Origin of the sequence: Pseudoalteromonas sp. NZS100, from assembly GCF_015864815.1 — a bacterium.
Classification (GTDB): domain Bacteria; phylum Pseudomonadota; class Gammaproteobacteria; order Enterobacterales; family Alteromonadaceae; genus Pseudoalteromonas; species Pseudoalteromonas distincta.
Genome location: NZ_JADYWM010000001.1, coordinates 64,933 through 83,075, shown reverse-complemented (window position 1 = coordinate 83,075; position 18,143 = coordinate 64,933). Strand labels below are relative to the sequence as shown.

Genomic DNA, 18,143 nt, shown 5'->3' with positions numbered 1-18,143 from the left:
TTATGCGCTTAAACTAGTTGTTATAAACTATAGCGCGACTAAGCTTTGCGCTAGCATTGCCTTTATCTGTTTTACTATTTTAGCTTCTGTTTCAGGTTCGAATTGTTGTATACGTGGGGTATGAATATGCCCTGTAGGTATACTTGAATTAAGCGCATCGCGCAGGCGAATACTTCGGTACGATATTTCGTTAGACAGGTAACCACCGCCGCCGCCATTTACCGCAATACTATTTTTAAGCTCGCCGTACGATCCTGCTTTATAGGTTTTTTCAAGCGTGGTGACCTCATGATTGTCGATAACTTTATAAGGGCCTTTGGCTTGTTGCATGTAAGTTACAGGCAAGCTAAATTTTACAAACTCGTTGCCTGGGAGTGGTCGGCCATTGAGTTTTGGTATGACTGGGCTTGTTTGCGTTCCACCATACACAATATTGACATTATCGGGAGCGGTTACACTGCGGCGTTTACCCGGGAAGTGCTCTAAATCAAATTCTGTTCTGCCCATACTTACGGTTACTACCATGTCTACATTATTAAGTGCGTAGTAGGGAGCAAGTAGCGACTCTATTATGCCTTGATCAAAGTCTTCGTAGCGTACAGGCACCATAACGGTGTTAATTTCTGCGTTGATGCCGTTGTAATTAATAACTTGGCCGTCGAGTAATAACGCCGCAACACCTGAAGGATTACTTTGGTTTATGTTTTTATCGAGTAAAAATGGGTCAAAGCCAGTTAGTAATATTTTTTTAGTGCTGCCTGATGAAAAAGCAAGGTCGGTACGGCCTCTGCTGCCGTCCTCAAGCATTGTTAGTAAAGTATTTAGTTGAGCCTGCGTAATTGAAAATTTAGGTGACGTTGTGCGTATTACTTTACTTGAAAGCAGGCGTGCCCAGTAAAGCTCTCGGTCGTCGTAGTTATTGGTTTTTAGTATGCGTTGTTTTGCGTTTTCCCACAGTTCAAAGCTGAAGCTTTGTACTAATGTTTTTGCACTTTTAAAGTCGTTTAATTCTTTAAATTGTTGTTCAAAATTTGATACTTGTGGGGTAAATGCATTTAAAACATTTGGCATTGCTGATTGTGCTTTGTTGATACGCTGTTCTTCAACAGTTAAAGGATTACTTAAAGCAGCGAATGAAGAGGCAATTAAGCTGGTCGCTAATAATACTTTGATCATAATACTCCTAAGATAAAGCTATTGTTTTATGTGTAATTTACTATCCTACTATTGCTAACTTAGGGCAACCAATTAACGTTGAATCGACTTAAATTTGCTTTTGTTGTTTGTTATGCAATTCAACACTGCAACATACTAAGGAGCTCAGTGCGGCCTTATTCTTCTTATTTTTCAGCAGTATTGAGTACAAGCGCTTGCTGTTTTATTTGCACTGCAGAGTGTTTTTCTATTAATAAAATCGCAAATTAGCGAGCGGCTAAAAAATGGAGTCGTAATGCGGGCATTATTCAAAAGCTCGTAGACAGACAGCAACCGTAGTTTGGTTTGAGTAAAGCGAAACCCAACGCATAGCCAATGTAATAAATTCAGCTACAGATAAATACCAATGCTATTGGTTGTAGGCGCTTTGCTTGCTGGCGCGTCGGGCGATAGCTCGAAAAGTTTTACAAAGTTGTCAACAGACGCCTCTACTATTAATAAAGCTTAAGTTACTTTGATAATTAAGTAACTGTGGAGCTCTCATAGTTTGCTAGAGGCTCTTTTTTAGCTAAATCTTTAAAGCTGCTTTGGCGTTTGCTAAATAGGTTTGTGATACTGGTACTTCCAAACCATTTTCCATAATAAGTATAAGTTTTCTGCCTTCTTTTTTACTTGCAGCAACTGCTTCACGCGATACCCACCAAGAGCGGTGTGTTTGAAAACCATCGTAATTTTCTAATTTTAATAAAGCATCTTTAAACCGTATAAGTAATAGGTGCTGGCCTTTATCTGTAACTATATTTAGGTAATGGTCGTCCATTTGTAGACAAATTAATCGACCTCTTTTTTCTAGTGGTAATTCGTTGATTAGGTCGTTTACTTGTTGATTTTGAATAGTTACGATTTTTTCAGACTCATCAGTAAGTGCTTTTTCACTTTGCTGTAACTGTTTATTTTGTTGTATTAAGATGCTTTTTATAGAACTTACACCCGCAATAACTCCGCCAATAAATACACACGCAAAAAAAGACATGGGGAGCGATTGCCAGTAATTTTCAAGCGAGTTAAAAAATAGGTTAATGATTAAGGGGGTCAAAAGAGCCATGATGGCACTGGCCGTGAGTGTTGAAATAATTAGCCTAATTGCTGCATTGTTATAAGGCTGAGGTAAGGATTTCAACAACCATACGGATAAAATTTGTATTGTAGGTGAGTAAATTACATAGCCGCTAAAGCAAATGATTGTCCAAAAAGCTCCGCTGTATAAAAAGCTAATTTCATGCATACCAAATGGTTTTAGAAACGTTAAAAAAAGCACAAAAATAGCCACAACCACGCAGTCAGATAAAATACTTCCTTTATCCCAGCTCCCTCTTACATACTGATTAATATGGTTTATTTCACGATTCGTCAATTGAACTCCTAGTTTTTTTACTTATTTTACGAAGTTTACTGTATAGCTTACGAAAGCGCTGTGGAAGGTGTTGGTTGTTAACCTTATTGTTATTTCAACGAGCCAAGAGGGCTCCGTCAATCTAACTTATTAGGAGTAGGAAATACCATGAACTTATTACAGCTTTCAGCGCTTTCACTTACATTAGTAATAGTACCTGTATCGGCACAAACGGTGCAATTTGATATTCAATCTATTCAGCATAATCATGGAAAACTTTACATACAACTGTATAAAGGTAAACAAAGCTATAAAAGTAATAAGCCTTATAGTTCCACGATAGTCAAAGCAAAAGAGGGCACTGTTAGTGTTACGTTTAGCGACATTGAAGCAGGTGATTACGCTATTCGCTATTTTCATGATGAAAACAACAATGGCAGCATGGATACCAACTTATTTGGCTTACCAGTTGAAGGATATGGTTTTTCAAATAACGCCATTGTGAATTTTGGTCCTCCAAGCTATGAACAAATGTCGTTTAAGGTTGCTCAACAGCCTGTTAAAACTCACTCTACTATTAACTATTGAGGGCACCGATATGGAACGCAGAGAGGTACTTAAAAATATATTTAGCTTATCTATTGCTGCAGCGGTTGCTCCGCTACCATCTTTTGCTAATTTATCTTCGGCCGAAGGTGATTTATTAAAGCAGAACGCGCAGAGCTTTAATAAGGCTTTATTAATCAATCCAAATTTACAGGGCTTTGTTGGATTAAAGCAAAATATCCCCCCGCAGGCACTGATGATTGAAGGAGCAATACCAGCTGATTTTAAAGGGGCATTTTATAGAAACGGTCCTGCAATACATCAAAGGCAGGAGCAACGCTATTCACATTTATTTGAAGGTGATGGCATGGTGCAACAGTTTTCATTTTCTGAAGAGGGGGTGACCCATCAGGCAAAATTTGTTAATACAGATAAATTTATCCAAGAGCAGCAAGCAGAGAAGTTTTTATTTTCAGGCCCCGACAGCAAATTGAAGCATAGCCGTTCAGTTACTGGCCCTGACAGTATTAATACAGCCAATATAAATGTATTACCAGTAAATGGTGAATTATGGGCTCTTTGGGAAGCCGGATCAGCAACCGCACTTGACGCGAATACGCTCAATACAAAAGGGTTGGTTGATCTTGGTAAAAACACTAAGTATGGTCGTAGTTTAAAAGGGTTGGCATTTTCAGCTCACCCTAAGGTAGATCCCGATGGCACTATTTGGAATTTTGGTAGCACTACTACTGGCGATATTGTGTTGTACCATTTAAGTAAACAAGGGATTACGCAAAAAGTTAATATTTTAAAAACGAATTACCGTGGCGGCATGTTGCACGACTTCTTAGTTACTCATAAGCACTTACTTATTATTTTGCCTTCTATTATTCAAGACAAAACTAATAATACATTTTTTGGCGCTATTAGTTTTGCTAAACAGTTACCAATGCGAGTGCTCGTTGTTGATAAGGAAACGCTGACATTAAAAAGAGAATATAACCTCGAACCGGGATTTGCTTTTCACTTTGGAAATGCGTGGGAAGATCAGCAAGGTAATATTCGCTTTGATGCTAGCCTTTATCCAAATTTAGATAACTTGCATTATATGAGTGATATTATGCAAGGTAGGATTAATCATCCTGAGCCGGCTAAAACAACATTTTTTACATTATATAAAAATGGCCAAACTAAGAAAGAAACCTTATCAGGGGTGAGTGAATTTCCTCGTATTTATAATCATTTAACGGGATTAAAAAACGATACTTTAGTTACATTATCCTCCATTGAAAGTGATGTGTGGAGTGACTCTGTGCGTGTTATTAATACTAATACAGGGAAACAGGATATATTTACATATGGTAAAGAATACCTAGTAGAAGAGCACATCGTGGTTGATACCTCACAAAAAGAAGGAAATGGTTACCTAGTTGGCACTGCTTTACACGTGCCTTCAAAGCGCACCTGTGTAAATATATTTAAAGCGAGTAAGGTGAGTGAAGGCCCTGTTTGTAAGGCATGGCTGCCTCATTCAATACCACTTGGTTTTCATGGAAATTTTATGTCTATTTAATAGAGTATTAAAAATAACGTTGTTTGCTTTTATTTTGTTAAGTGTGTTGTGAATGTCAGACCTTAATCACTTTGTGGAGTGAGTACACTCACTTCATATTGTAAACGAAAGGGAGCAAACCTTGAGGAACCACACACTCTTATCTGAACGACAAGCATTCACGGCAATCCTTATTTAATTGTAACAATACGTTAGGAGCCGATTAGCTTTCGTGAGTGTCGCCCTACTGGTTTCTTTATTAGCCATGCGAGGGCCATTGTTGTACCGACTCCAACAATCATATTTGCAATACCTAATAAGCCGATAATGAAGGCATCTCGGTGACTTTGAATATAGTCTTGTAGGCCCATAATTAGAAAGCCAACGAATAACACATGGTAAAAATAAATAGAAAACGAATATTCACCAATGTTGCATATGGCTTTGGGTAGACGTGTTTCAATATTTTGAAGCCACTTTAAGATTAGTAAACAAGCTAAGATTTTTTGAATGTAGAAAAGAGTTTGTCGGGATGAATACCACCCATCTACTTTATATTCATTAATATATTGGATAAGGATGGCTGCGCTGATTAAGGCAGTAAAAGCGATTAACCACGTTTTATATTGATTGACCGTAGCCATTGCCTTTTCGTAATGACTCCCTATTATCATTCCGAAACAATATGCACCACAAAAATACACCAAACTCTGCATGCTTAAAAAATCAGGAAAGGCGCTGCGAGATATAATTAAGGGCACACATGCAAAAAGAAGCATAAGCTTTGGCGCGCGTTTATTCACAAAATTTAGCAATGGTGTCAATATAAAAAGTACCAATAAAATCGGTATGTACCAAAATTGAATAGCTGCGGTTCCGGATACTAGATTTGTGGCGACAGTGATAATAAACGATATATCGGTTGCTGCACCATCAGCAAGATAATATTGCCAGTACACAGCTGTCGCTATTGTGCTTGCGGCAACATAGGGTAAAACAACATTTAGTATTTTACTCTTATAAAATGAAATCCACCCTTTATTCTGTAAAACTTTGCTGAAAAGTAATCCCGAGATAATGGCGAAGTATAGTGTGCTGCCGTGAAACAATAGTTCAGTTGAGTAAAACAGCGCTTTTAAACCGAGAGAATCTAAATCGCCAGTCCAAAAAATAGCAAATGACCACGCATGAGCTGCGACAATACTTAAGATCGCAATGCCTCTAAAGGCTTGTAAATGATAAATATGTGAAGACATAGACAGAGTCATCTACCGTTAAATATACGTTATAATTATGTTACTTCTCAGGTGTTGCGATAGATACCCACTACATACGTATTCAAAGCTTACAAATTTAAACGAGGTAAATATTACTACTTAAAATGTATCGCCAAAATGCCACCTTGAGGTTTATGTATCTGTGCTTGATGAAGTTAAAAACATTGATATTCAATTTTACCTACAGAAAACGCGTTGCTAACTAAGCTCAATGATGCAAAGCGGGCCGTGTTATTAAAACGATTACCAAAGGGCTGTACGGTGTTTATCAACAAAATAAACAGGTTGTTATTAGTGATTTAAGAATGGGGGAGAGGGCAACTATGTGTTTTCGTTTGTGGTTGCTGAACAAAAAGATCAGCAGTTGATCTTAGGGCAATATGAGAAGTTGAGTAATTGATTGCCGCTATATAAGCTCAAGCAGATTTTGCTCGTATTACAGACTCAAATATCGATTTATAAACGAGCGCGGCAGTATCCACTTTTTTAATCATGGGTTTTAGTTGGGATTGCTCACTATTACCTAAGCCTAATTTAGTCATCAGGCCCTTTGAGCGTAAATATTAAATGCTTGCGCATATCTTTTAAAATAACACCTTTTTTAAGCATTGCGCCGCTTAAACGCTTTTGCCATTTTAATAAATCAGGCTCTGCGGCTGCTAAGGCTTGCTCGTTTTCAAACTGAAAACACAGCAGTAGTGAACTTGGAAATAAGTGATATTCCACATCAAACCAGCATTGCAACATACCAGGTAGCTCAGTGCGGCCTTGCTCTTCTAATTTTTCAGCAGTATTAAGTACAAGCGCTTGCTGTTTTATTTGCACTGCAGAGAGTTTTTTCATTATTAAAATCCAAGTTAGCGGCTAAAAAATGCAGCCGGAATGTGGGCATTATACGCAAGCTTGTAGGCAGGCAACAACTTTGAAAGGGAGTTAATGTTTAATAGAGTGTATCTGCTTAAAATAAAGGGTCTGTTGCAAAGCACCTCCAGTTTTTCAACCTATGTAGGTCGGATAAGTGGCGCAGCCGCGTCATCCGACTTTTTAAGTTTCATCACTGAACTCCGATTTGGGTATTAATATATTTTTTAGCTCAATAGTTAAGTAACCTTAACCTAGGCTTTTGCCAAGTTGCTTGCGACAACTGGGGAGTGGTTGTCGCAAGGAGCCTTTAGCGCCTCACCACACTACGCTTAATACTTATAAGAGGTATTAATTGGGTGGGTTTATTTGGAGCGGCGTTTGTCTAGTACGTAGCGTACAGCCATTCTTGCAACACCCGCACCAATACCTGAGACTACAGCCCATGTAACGGCCTCTTTAAGATCTGTTTCTTCGCTTGGTCTATCTTTTGGGGCTGGTTCGTTGGTAACCTTTTCCCACGATTTTTGTAAAGTTTTCCTTGTTAACATACCTGCAGATGCAGCGGCGAGACCTATACCTATTGTCGTAATTAGTTGTTTATTACTCATAATGTTCTCCTTTTTATAAATAACGGCAGCGTTATTTATGTATAACTCTTTAAGTAAGAATATTAATAACAGCAATTTATGTACCGATAGGCTGAGGCGCTTTTAAATCAGGGCGTTCTTGTTTTATGCAAATTAGTCGTTTAAAACCACACTCACATCACACTTTCACCACATTTACACACAAGCTAAATAACCATTGTAGAGCGTGCGCAACTCTGCTCAAAATCTTCTTTTTAGATATTAACTCTGCAATTTAACTTACCTTCTAGGCGGCTTATCGCACTCATTTCTGTACAGATAGTAAACACTTTCACCCTATGCTTTAATATTAAAAAACAAGGGAGGGCGTTATGAGTAAAAATCGATTTTTATTTAATAAATACGTTTTGGTAATGGCTGTGTCGGGCACTTTGTTTGCACCGCTACCAGTGCTGAGCAACGATAAGGGGCCAGTAGTTGATCAGCTTTGTGCTAGTTGCCATAGTTTAACTAACCTTGAGCGCAGCGCGGGTTATAGCCAGCAGGACTGGCAAACATTAATAAGCTATATGGTTGATGCGGGCGCAGATACCGCGCTTAATAAAGATATAAGTGCTTATTTAGCTGAGCATTATCCTGTTAACACTAAGCGCGAGTCTAAGGTTGTTACGGGCGATTTAAAGCTCAATTTTAAGTACTGGCAAGTGCCAACGCTTGGGCAACGGGCTCGCGATCCGGTGCAAGGCAAAAATGGCATTATTTGGTGGGTTGGCCAGTGGGGTAATATTTTAGGCAGGTTAGACCCTCAAACCGGCGATATGAAAGAGTACACACTGCCAAGTGGCACCTATGCGCACAGTGTGTCGCTTGATAAAAATCAAACCCCTTGGTTTTTAGGCAATAAAAATGGCACGGTTGGATATTTAGACTTAAAAACCGAAAAATTTAAAGTGTTTAAAATGCCCGCGACCCGCATACTGGTGTATTTGATGAGGCCGGAATATTTTGGTTTACCCTCCAGCATAGCAATATGATTGGCAAGCTAGACCCTACAACTGGCGATATTCAATTGGCTACTTTACCCACTAAAGGCTCACGCCCATATGGTATTAAGCTCGATTCAAGCGGTACGCCGTGGGTGTCGTGTAATGGTAGTAACTGTTTGATTAAAGTTGATAAAAATACCATGGAGCTTAGTGAGATTAAACTCCCAGGCGCTAAAACGCATACTAGGCGATTAGCCATTACGCCTGACGATATGGTTTTTTATGTTAACTCTGGCATGGGTAAACTTGGCCGCTATAACCCCAAAAACGGTAAAATAACGCAGTGGGATAATCCCAGCGGTGAAAACAGCCACCCGTATGCAATTGAATATGCCGATAAGGCCATTTGGTTTAACGAGTCAGCCAAGCGTCCTGAAACCTTAGTAAGGTTCGACCTTAGTACCGAAACTATGCAGAGCTGGCAAATTCCGAGTAAAGAAGGAGTCTACTCTGGCTTAATTAGGCATATGCGCATGGGGAATAATGGGTTGATCATTCATCAAACAGCGACCAACCAATTAGCTGAAATTACGTGGAGTAAGTAATAATTTATTTTGATTTAAAGCTGCGTACTGCTTACTAGTAAGTTTTCTTATATTAGGTAGGAGTTTTTTACAAAGCTTAGCAATTTTTACCTTTTAAATAAGTGAATTGATACAATTGCCTGTGTAAGTTGTTGATTTTTAATAGTTAAATTTGTGGTTTGGGTTTTGCTTAGTAGTAAGTGTATTTTCTTAAATAAAATAAAGGAGTTATTATGAGTACCGTTATTACTGGGTTATTCGAAAGTGCATCACAAGCAACACTCGCAATTTATAGATTAGAAGCTTTAGGTATTAATGAAGCTGACATAAGCATTGTAGCCAACGACTCATACGCAAAGGAAGATTTTGCTGTAGACGAAGGTACAAAAGCCGCTGAAGGTGGCCTTGTAGGTGCGGCTTCAGGTGGTATTCTTGCTGCAATTATTGGCGGTTTTACTGCAGTAGGTACTGTAGCAACAGGTGGTACGGGCTTATTAGTTGCCGGACCATTAGTCGCAGCATTTGCTGCTGGTGGCGCAGGCGCCGCAGTTGGTGGTACTTTAGGTGCTGCAATTGGTGCGTTTATTCCTGAGCACGAAATTAAGTATTATGAAGATGCCATTGAAAAGGGCTCTATATTAATTGGTGTTAAGTACGATAGTGATAACAAAAACGCTATTGAAGAAATACTTAATAATGCAGGCGCAAGTAACGTTTCTATGGCTTAATGCTAACTAATTAGTTTCAATATTAATTAAAAAGGTGAAACTTAGTTTCACCTTTTTTTCGTTTTTAACGGCGGAGCAATCATAAATATTAACGTAATTTTTTGTCATTAAATAAACTCCATATATAAGTAAATTGGTTTTAAACATGCTTTGATTATAGAAAAGACTTATTTAGATAGGCGCTTTTTATTACATGTCGTAAGGCCCTCCTAACAACACCAACTCTCGAGACTACCGCCTATATAATAGCTGCCTTTTAACTTGGCTTGTCTTTTTGGACTGGAGCGTTGGTAATCTTCTTTTATGAGTTTTGTAAAGTTGCCATTCTGTTTGTAAATATGCCTTGGTTTTTGTTTAACTTTTGGATGAAAGTCAGTTTTTTTAATTAATTAGCTATTTATTTAAAATTAATAAAAATTATAAATTTACTTTTTAATCAATAGATTAAAAATAAATAATACATAAAATCATGTTTACGCGTAGGGCTGGTATATACATTGAAACTACTTGTTTAATAGTCGCTTAATTTAGCGTTATTGCTTTATTAATTTGATACTAAACGAGGAGATGACGATGAATTGTTTGCAGTTTGATTCAAACGCTAAAAGACCTTCAACCCGTGTTTTAAAACCAGCTTTTGCGATACTACTTACCGGTGTGTTACTACAAAATAGCGCACTGGCTAATGTAAAAGTTCAAATGCACCAAGTAACTAAGTCAGGCCAAGGGCAATCACTAGGTACTATTACACTAACAGAAAATGATAACGGTGTTGTTTTTACACCAAGTTTAAAAGGTTTAACACCGGGGCAGCATGGTTTTCATGTTCACCAATTTGCAAGTTGTGAACCCAAGAAAAAAGGCGATAAAGTTGTGCCGGGGGGCGCCGCTGGTGGGCATTTCGATCCAAAAGCTAGCGAGCATCATGATGCTCCTTGGGGGGATGGCCATTTAGGCGATTTACCGGCGTTGTATGTAAATGAAAGTGGTCAAGCTAAATCGCCTGTTTTAGCGCCAAGGCTCACGCTTGAAAAACTTAAACAACACGCAGTAATGATTCACGAAGGAAGTGATAACTATGCAGATAAGCCAAAGCCATTAGGTGGCGGTGGCAAACGTGTTGCTTGTGGCGTAATTGAGTAAATAAAAGGAGCAAGTTATGCCATATAAAAATCGTGATGAATTACCTGAGTCGGTAAAAAGTAACTTACCTAAACATGCTCAAGAGATATATCAAGAGGCGTTTAATAGTGCGTGGGATACCTATAAGGACCCTAGCGATAGAAAAAACGATGATGACCGCGAAACAACAGCGCACAAAGTAGCTTGGTCGGCGGTTAAAAATAGTTATAGCAAAAATGATAATGGAAATTGGGTAAAGTCGAGTAACTAGTTTTGATCAAACTAACAACAAAGCTTAAGCATTAAAAAGCCGCCATAGCTGATATAGCGGCTTTTTATATACTCGTTTTATAGTTGCGATGTTTATACAATACTTTGCAGTCTGTTTGAGTAAAAACTGGTAAGCAAAACCATAAGTACTGCTTTAAACACGAATGTGAGTTTGGTTTAAATTTGCGTTATTATTTATTTGTATTAGCCAATCAGAGAACACTTTGAATTATTTAGCTCATCTTTATTTAGCGCAGCCCACAGCCGATTCTCACTTTGGGAACCTGTTGGGTGACTTTGGTGGAAAAAGATATGTAAAACACTTACCAAACACAGTTAAAAATGGCCTCGATAACCATTATTTAGTTGATAAATTTACCGACTCTCACCGCGAAGTTAAACACGCTAAACAATACTTTTCACCCGAGCGTAAACGCTTTGCTGGTGTGGCTATTGATGTGGTGTTTGATCACTTTTTAATTGTGCATTGGCAACGATTTAGCAAGCAACCTTTAAGTGATTTTAAGTACACCAGCTATCAGCTTTTAAATAACCGTATACCTGTTATGCCAGCGCGAATGCAGCATGTTGTAAGAAGTATGACTAAAAACGATTGGTTTAAAGAGTACGAAACTGTTGAGGGAGTAGGGCTTGCGCTCGATAACATAGCCAAACGCATTCGTTTTACGAACACTTTTGCGGGCGCGGCTGATGATATAGCGCGTAACTACAATGAATTAGAAGCCGTGTTCTTAGCGTTTTTTCCGGAGCTGGTTAAGCATGTAAGTGAGTTTGACCTTGAAAGCACTTAAAAAAGTTAGACAAAGAACTTTATTTAAAGTTTTCATAAATTGTTAATCTTTTGTGATAAGTTAAGGTGTAAAAAACGCTACTCTAATACAAATTAATTTTTGAGTGTTTTTAATGAATCGCAATTATTTAGTTATTGTGGGCTTTGCCGTTTTATCGGCATTTCTATCTGGTTCTGTATTAGCTTTTGACTTCGACTTAAAATCGGTACGAACCACTATTTCAAACCCAAGCACTAGCCACGCGCTAATATACGACGACTTGGCTGGGAGTAATCAAAAAACACTGTTTTCGTTAGAGCCCATAAATAACCAGCGTGTGGGTGTGTTTTTTGATATTAACGACATTGAAATTGGTTACTCAGCCGATATTTTTGAAGATGATGTTGAAACAAAAACACAAGATATACTGCTCTCGTATAGAAAATTTAAAAATTCTAAAATCACATTTAACTATCAAACGCTTGAAGGGCTGCAAAGCACGGCTAGCAATTTAAGCAGCAATCAAACGGATCAAATTTTCTCGCAAAATACACGTTCAACCAAGTTTGAGCTATCTGGCCAACACAACTTTTATACCTTCAATAATAAAGCGTCTTTGTTTGAGCATTTTTTTCTTAATAGGCCAAAGTTAAGTAACAAATTTGATATGTCGTTAAGTATTGTTGGCGCGTGGTCTTTCAAGCATGTATCTCTTGAGAATAAAGATAATATTGTGTTTCAGGCTGATTTTTTAAATTCGTCTGCACCACAGGTCACTAAATTAATTTCTAATTCGTATGGGGCGAGTATTGGCTCGCTTTTATCATTTTCGTTACCGCATAATGTTCACGTATTTGCTGAATACAAAGTAGGTAAAGGGCATATTCAAAACACAAACCCTGGGCTGGGGTTAAAAGATTCGGGCGCCGAAAAAGTTGAAGCATACGGCGGTGGAATTTCTTGGACTTCCGACAATAAAAAACTTATGGTCGTACTACGCGCGTGGGAGCAAACAGGCCGGCATATAGATACTTCTTTTGGTGATTTGTCAGTAATTAAGTTTTTTTAGTATTGATCACCGAAATAGTAAATTTATCAGGAATACTATGAGTAAGAATAACGCAGTGCCTCAGGCTTATGTGAAGCAAGAGGAAGGGTACCGAATTAAAGCCTTAAGATTGTACCCTTGGGTATGTGGGCGTTGTGCCCGTGAGTTTGAGTACTCTAATTTACGTGAGTTAACGGTGCATCATATAGATCATAACCATAGTAATAATCCAGAGGATGGCAGTAACTGGGAGTTATTGTGTATTTATTGCCACGACAATGAGCACAATAAATACCACGAACATATTATGTATGGCGGGTCGACTACAGAGCGAAAAGTTGAGGCTGCAACGCATTCTCCATTTGCCGATTTAAAAGCGATGCTTAATAAATCAAAGTAGCTTTAGAGAGAGCTATTTAGCAAGAGCGAAGCATTGTGTGCCTCGCTCAAACTTGTCGCTAAATTTTAATCGCCTCAGTGGGCGTTGTTGATAATCCACTAAAATACTTCATTACTAATTGGCCTTGGCTGTCTTTTTCTATTACTAAGTAATTGTTTGAATTAGGATAGTAAAAGCTATTTTTAGACATCGTAATAAGTTTTGTTTTATCGCCACCGGTGCGCTTAGAGTACAAAACGTCATTTTCAAAAATTAGGCTGCGTAAGGTGTTTTTATCAATACGGTAATCACCCAATACGGGCGCTAACTGCTGCGCTGTTACATCTGCTTTTTTAAACTCGGGGAGCGCAATACCCAGTGCTTTGGCTGTGAGTTTTTCGTTGATAAAAATAGGGTTTATGTGGTTTGAATTAGCCAGTACTGCAACATATAGCTTTTGCTCTGGAATATAGCGTGCATGTGCTAAAAAGCCATTTATTCCGCCAGTGTGTTTAATTACGGTGTATTCATTCAAAGGCTTAATAATTAATCCGTAACCATAGGATGAAAAGCTGCCGTCATTGAGTTTAAAAGGGCTGACCATCTTCTCATAACTTGCTTTACTAATGAGCCTGCCAGACGATAGGGCACTAAACCAAATGTTTAAGTCAGTTGGAGTAGATATAAGCGCACCAGCGGCATATGGCCAATCCATATTAATGTAGCTGGTGTTGATAAATCCTTGCTCTGTTTGCTCATAGCCAGATGCGCGATGGGCAACAAGTTCTTGCCCTTCATAACTACTCTGGTTCATTTTTAGCTTTTTAAATATGTGTTGTTCAATAAAGTCTTTGTAAGACTGGCCACTTGCCACTTCAATTATTTTACCAAGCAGTGAATAGCCGGTATTTGAATAAGCCATCGCTTCGCCGGGTTTAAACACCATTGGGTGTTTGGCAAATCTCGCTAACGCATCGTCAACGCTGGTGGGTACTTGTATTTCTTTATCAAAGAGATCGTCGTCATCTGTGTAGTTGGCGATGCCTGAGGTGTGGGTTAATAAGTTTTCGATTGTGACGAGGTTGCCTTCAGTAGGAAAGCTTGCAACATACTTATGAATATCATCGGTAACCGCTAGCTTACCTTGCTCTTGCAGCATCATAATTGCAGCTGCAGTAAATTGTTTTGAAATAGAACCTAAACGTAAAACGCTTTGCTCATTAAGTGCAATGTTATGCTCAAGGTTGGCAAGCCCGCGCGCTCCTTTAAAAAGTACTTTGCCATTTTTACTTATAATTACCGATACCCCGGGCTCGTTTTCAACTAGGCTCTCGTTAAGAATTTCCTGATACTGCGAGGCTGTCGGGTTTGCTTTTACAAGGCTGGGTGTTAATAGCGAGAGGGCTAACAAACAGCTAGCGTAAAATGGCTTAATCATATTCATCCTTTTATTTTTATACCAAACCTGTAAATAGGTTTAGCAATCCTTGTACTTATTAGTGAATTAATATTGCACAGCTAAAAAGTAAACACAATTATCAGATTTTATAGGGACTCAGTAATAGGTATAATCGCCGCGTTTATTGGTTTTATTATTTTCTTACAAGGAAGTTATTTATATGCCTGATATAACGGCTCTATTTTATATTGCGATTATGGCTTTTTATTTATTACACAAAAACGAAGAGGACAAAATATTAGTGCCCATAATAGGTTTTGCTGCAATTCCTCTTTTTAGCAACGATTACTGGCTATGGTTTAAGGTAAGCGTAGGGTTAGGAATTTATGTATTGATGGTGGAAAAAGCTAAAGCAGGGTATACCGGTGGCGGGGCTGTTTCAGCATTTGCTATGTTTTTTATGGTGGCTTTTTTAGTTAGTATTATTATAAAAACTATTTTTTCTGTTGCTATTAATTTTAGTTTTTAAACCTCATGTTTATTTAGTCAAAACTAAATTATCTCTACTTTCTCGCGCATACTTGTGGTTTATTATTTTTAATAAACCACAAGTAGCCCTTTAATTTAAATTAATGAGTTAAAAACATTCCAACATTAGTGCCAAAAACTAGTGGCACTGTATCTTTACCTATTTTGCCAAATTTTATTGAGTTACCCATTACTTCTCCCGCTAATGGGTAGCCTTGCCATACAATGTCACCTGTCTTTGTACTAACTTCAGAGATAAGACTTGATTGTGAATAATAATTATTGTCACTTGAGTTTGTGGTTATTAATACATTATCAGAATCAGGTAATTGTATTAGGCCTGTTACTTCACCATTAATTCGAGCTTTTAGTAATAGTTCTAAGTCTAATGAAAAAGTAACTAAATTACCCTGATATGAGTATTCAGGAGAAAAACATAAAACACTATCCGTTTGAGGTTGTGCATAAAGACTCTTACATTCCTCTGAGTTTACTGAACTGGAGCGCATGCTCAGTTTATTATTCTCAAAGGTAAGAGTTGTTAGGCTATCTCGAGTACTTAGTATTACTAATTTTTCCCCTAAAGTACTTGTTGTGGCAGTAATTGAGGTGATGGCACTGCTAGCTGTCCATGTAGCTAGAATATTATTGTTACTAATATCGTGTACGGTAAGTGTTTCATATGTGGCTATTAATGCATCGTCATAGCCATCGTTATTAATATCAGTAACCTCTAAAGCATTATAATTAGAAGAGTCATCTTCTGTCGTTACTTGCCATTTAGAAATATCAGACTCTAATTCAATTACGTTTAGGGAAGGAGAGTAATTGCGAGTTCCAAATATAAATAATTCATCATAATTGTCTGAATCTATATCACCTATTGCTGCTAGGGCTGCTTCGAGAATATTTGATGAGCTATTATAATTAGGTGTAACTTCACCATCTTCATTCATAGTTAAGTATCGAGGGCGAATATAGCCACTATTTGTACTAGGAATTATATAAACTGCCGCCTCTTTTTCAGGGCTTATATTTGCCCACCCAGCTGCAATATAGGAATCGTATTGTGAAGGTGATTCTCTATTTGCGTTATGCCATAAAATTTCGGGATTTGGAGTAATACCAGCGACTACTAGTATATCTTTACCTGAACTGCTTAAGCCTGTCCCCCAAACAATTTCTTCTTTACCATCATTATTAATATCGCCAACAACCATCGCAGCGCTGCCATGATCTATAAGTGGCAGTGTCCACAGCTCTGCATGGGTATTATCAATAATATCGTAGGCGTGAACTTGACCCCATTGGCAGTCGCCAATTATTATCTCATCGGCTGGGTCGTTATCTATATTTGCTGTGGCTACAGAACAATTATCCTGATTATTAATAGTTAGGATTTGAGAGCGATCATTAGCATTCCATACTGTTATCGAATTCCATCCTCCAGTGCTAATGATCTCATCTATACCATCGCTATTTACGTCGCCCGTTGCCATAATTGGGCCAAAGCCGTCAGCGTTAAACCATTGACTGCTAGCACTTTGGATATCAAAAATTTCACCGTTTGAGAGTATTAATTCTAATGATGTGTCGCTATCGATATTGGCAACAGCTATTTCAATAGGAGAATCTCCCTCTAGAGAAAAGCTAAAAAGCTCTGTTTGAAAATTATTGTCGTAAACAACAGCTTCTTTAGCGCTATAGCTTTCACCAAAAATTACGATTAATTCAGGTTCGCTATCACTATCAATATTTTTTACCATAAAATTGTGGATAGTTTTATTTGTCGAAAATACACTGCGAGGGGGCTGTGTAAAACCACTTACTTGATAGATATTATTATTTGTTCCTACAAAGGTATTGTTTGCGCCATTATCTTCTTTAAATACAGATAGGCGCATTTCATTCTGATTACCGCCAAAAGAGTATGGGTAGCTGTAAATTGATTCGAATCCATCGCTTTTTTGAGATATAACAGACAGTCCACCTAATTTATCAAGCACCAACATTTCGTTATTTTCATCGCCAATGAAGTTACCAATTTGCATACCGTTAGATATATGGGTGAGCTCAATATCCTTTCGCATTGTAGGTGCTTTAAAGTTTTGTATTGTTACATTTATTTCACTAACTAATGGCTCAAGGGTTCTATCAGATGTAAAAGCAAATTTAACCGTATTTTGTTGCGTTATCATAGGCAATAGTGGGGTCCATTTTACTTCCCCTTTGCTTGATACCGTCATTCCATTGGGTCCGTATAATAACTCGACTGGGGTGTCTGACTCAGCATCTTTATTTACATTGAATGTAACTTCTTCGCCTGCTTTTGCTTCAGTAGGTGCGCTTGATAAAGACAACGTTATTGCTCTATCAAGTGTAAAAATAGCACTGCCGCCAGCGCCTGATTCATACCATTGCATTTGTTGTTCATTAGGAAAACTAGCAAATAGCTCAAGGTTAGCCCCAACAATATAATCAAAAGAACTTTCACAGTCATACCCTTGATTTTGTTGCTCAAAGCTTAGGGTTAATGAGTGACGTTCACCGCTATCAACAGATGCATCAAATGAGTAGCTACCGGTTACATTCGACTGATTAGAATTGATTTCGAAACTACCATCTGTATTAAACTGAAATGTTTCTAAGCATTTATTTGGGTACTCGTAAAACCAAGTGGCACTAATTGATTTTGATGTTTCATTAACAGCAGGTACAGCGGAGTTTGGGGCGTCTTCACCCCCGCCACCGCAACCGGAAATGAAGCTCGTTGATAAAAATATTACAGAGAGTAGCTTTCGCATTACATCTTCCTTAATCTGAGCTTTGATAAGCCATATAAATAAACTGAAATATAAGATTAGCCATGACGCTGAGCATAACTAATATATAAAAGTGAACGAATTGTGAATAAAAATAATCAGTAAATCTAGT

The 18,143-nt window shown here is 38.0% G+C and carries 18 protein-coding genes; 11 read left to right on the top strand and 7 right to left on the bottom strand.

Translation table 11 applies throughout. From position 1 onward, the window contains the following. Positions 1-27: 27 nt before the first annotated feature. Positions 28-1,176 carry a hypothetical protein gene (locus tag I6E69_RS00400; RefSeq protein ID WP_197120340.1) on the bottom strand — a complete coding sequence of 383 codons (1,149 nt, stop codon included), beginning with the start codon at positions 1,174-1,176 and terminating at the stop codon, positions 28-30. Between the two features lie 547 nt (positions 1,177-1,723). Continuing rightward, positions 1,724-2,569: a LytTR family DNA-binding domain-containing protein gene (locus I6E69_RS00395; protein ID WP_197120339.1), complete on the bottom strand. Its 846-nt coding sequence runs from the start codon at positions 2,567-2,569 to the stop codon at positions 1,724-1,726. A gap of 147 nt (positions 2,570-2,716) precedes the next feature. Between I6E69_RS00395 and I6E69_RS00390 the strand changes: the two genes are divergently transcribed. Together I6E69_RS00390 and I6E69_RS00385 are read left to right on the top strand one after the other, a co-directional pair. Next, complete coding sequence (locus tag I6E69_RS00390; RefSeq protein ID WP_197120338.1) at positions 2,717-3,136, top strand: DUF2141 domain-containing protein; 420 nt, start codon at positions 2,717-2,719, stop codon at positions 3,134-3,136. 10 nt (positions 3,137-3,146) lie between these two features. Next, entirely contained in the window at positions 3,147-4,667 is a 1,521-nt protein-coding gene (locus I6E69_RS00385) for a carotenoid oxygenase family protein (protein WP_197120337.1), read from the top strand. Positions 4,668-4,858: 191 nt separating this feature from the next. Here the strand turns inward: I6E69_RS00385 and I6E69_RS00380 are convergent, their stop codons facing one another. The 3 genes from I6E69_RS00380 to I6E69_RS00370 all read right to left on the bottom strand — a co-directional run bounded on the left by I6E69_RS00380 (position 4,859) and on the right by I6E69_RS00370 (position 7,395). Then, positions 4,859-5,902, bottom strand: coding sequence for an acyltransferase (locus tag I6E69_RS00380; RefSeq protein WP_197120336.1), 1,044 nt, complete (start codon positions 5,900-5,902; stop codon positions 4,859-4,861). A 555-nt stretch (positions 5,903-6,457) separates the two neighbouring features. Continuing rightward, on the bottom strand, positions 6,458-6,766 hold the full coding sequence (locus I6E69_RS00375; RefSeq protein ID WP_197120335.1) for a hypothetical protein: 309 nt from the start codon (positions 6,764-6,766) through the stop codon (positions 6,458-6,460). A gap of 383 nt (positions 6,767-7,149) precedes the next feature. Beyond that, positions 7,150-7,395 (bottom strand): DUF4235 domain-containing protein, encoded by a 246-nt coding sequence (locus I6E69_RS00370; RefSeq protein ID WP_002958040.1) that lies wholly within the window; start codon positions 7,393-7,395, stop codon positions 7,150-7,152. Positions 7,396-7,745: 350 nt separating this feature from the next. On the opposite strand from I6E69_RS00370, the gene I6E69_RS20565 reads away from it, so the two are divergent. The 8 genes from I6E69_RS20565 to I6E69_RS00335 all read left to right on the top strand — a co-directional run bounded on the left by I6E69_RS20565 (position 7,746) and on the right by I6E69_RS00335 (position 13,303). Continuing rightward, positions 7,746-8,408, top strand: a complete 663-nt coding sequence (locus I6E69_RS20565; RefSeq protein ID WP_231619669.1) for a hypothetical protein — start codon at positions 7,746-7,748, stop codon at positions 8,406-8,408. Next, positions 8,405-8,965, top strand: a complete 561-nt coding sequence (locus tag I6E69_RS20560; RefSeq protein ID WP_231619668.1) for a hypothetical protein — start codon at positions 8,405-8,407, stop codon at positions 8,963-8,965. Before I6E69_RS20565 ends, I6E69_RS20560 begins: the two co-directional genes overlap by 4 nt. Positions 8,966-9,177: 212 nt before the next feature. After that, entirely contained in the window at positions 9,178-9,672 is a 495-nt protein-coding gene (locus tag I6E69_RS00360) for a general stress protein (RefSeq protein WP_197120334.1), read from the top strand. A 573-nt stretch (positions 9,673-10,245) separates the two neighbouring features. Further along, complete coding sequence (sodC, locus tag I6E69_RS00355) at positions 10,246-10,815, top strand: superoxide dismutase family protein (protein ID WP_024596323.1); 570 nt, start codon at positions 10,246-10,248, stop codon at positions 10,813-10,815. A 16-nt stretch (positions 10,816-10,831) separates the two neighbouring features. Beyond that, positions 10,832-11,065 carry a ChaB family protein gene (locus I6E69_RS00350; protein WP_039485228.1) on the top strand — a complete coding sequence of 78 codons (234 nt, stop codon included), beginning with the start codon at positions 10,832-10,834 and terminating at the stop codon, positions 11,063-11,065. A gap of 223 nt (positions 11,066-11,288) precedes the next feature. Then, positions 11,289-11,876, top strand: coding sequence for an ACP phosphodiesterase (locus I6E69_RS00345; RefSeq protein WP_197120333.1), 588 nt, complete (start codon positions 11,289-11,291; stop codon positions 11,874-11,876). A 112-nt stretch (positions 11,877-11,988) separates the two neighbouring features. Further along, on the top strand, positions 11,989-12,924 hold the full coding sequence (locus I6E69_RS00340; protein ID WP_002958046.1) for a hypothetical protein: 936 nt from the start codon (positions 11,989-11,991) through the stop codon (positions 12,922-12,924). A gap of 37 nt (positions 12,925-12,961) precedes the next feature. After that, complete coding sequence (locus I6E69_RS00335; RefSeq protein WP_024604747.1) at positions 12,962-13,303, top strand: YajD family HNH nuclease; 342 nt, start codon at positions 12,962-12,964, stop codon at positions 13,301-13,303. A 58-nt stretch (positions 13,304-13,361) separates the two neighbouring features. Here the strand turns inward: I6E69_RS00335 and I6E69_RS00330 are convergent, their stop codons facing one another. Beyond that, positions 13,362-14,720, bottom strand: a complete 1,359-nt coding sequence (locus I6E69_RS00330) for a serine hydrolase (protein ID WP_197120332.1) — start codon at positions 14,718-14,720, stop codon at positions 13,362-13,364. Positions 14,721-14,865: 145 nt separating this feature from the next. Here I6E69_RS00330 and I6E69_RS00325 point away from each other — a divergent pair, with 145 nt between their 5' ends. Beyond that, the gene (locus I6E69_RS00325) at positions 14,866-15,210 is read left to right on the top strand and encodes a hypothetical protein (RefSeq protein ID WP_231619667.1); all 345 of its coding nucleotides are present in this window, start codon (positions 14,866-14,868) and stop codon (positions 15,208-15,210) included. Between the two features lie 100 nt (positions 15,211-15,310). On the opposite strand, the gene I6E69_RS00320 is transcribed toward I6E69_RS00325, so the two are convergent. Next, complete coding sequence (locus tag I6E69_RS00320) at positions 15,311-18,013, bottom strand: VCBS repeat-containing protein (RefSeq protein WP_197120331.1); 2,703 nt, start codon at positions 18,011-18,013, stop codon at positions 15,311-15,313. Between the last annotated feature and the right edge of the window lie 130 nt (positions 18,014-18,143).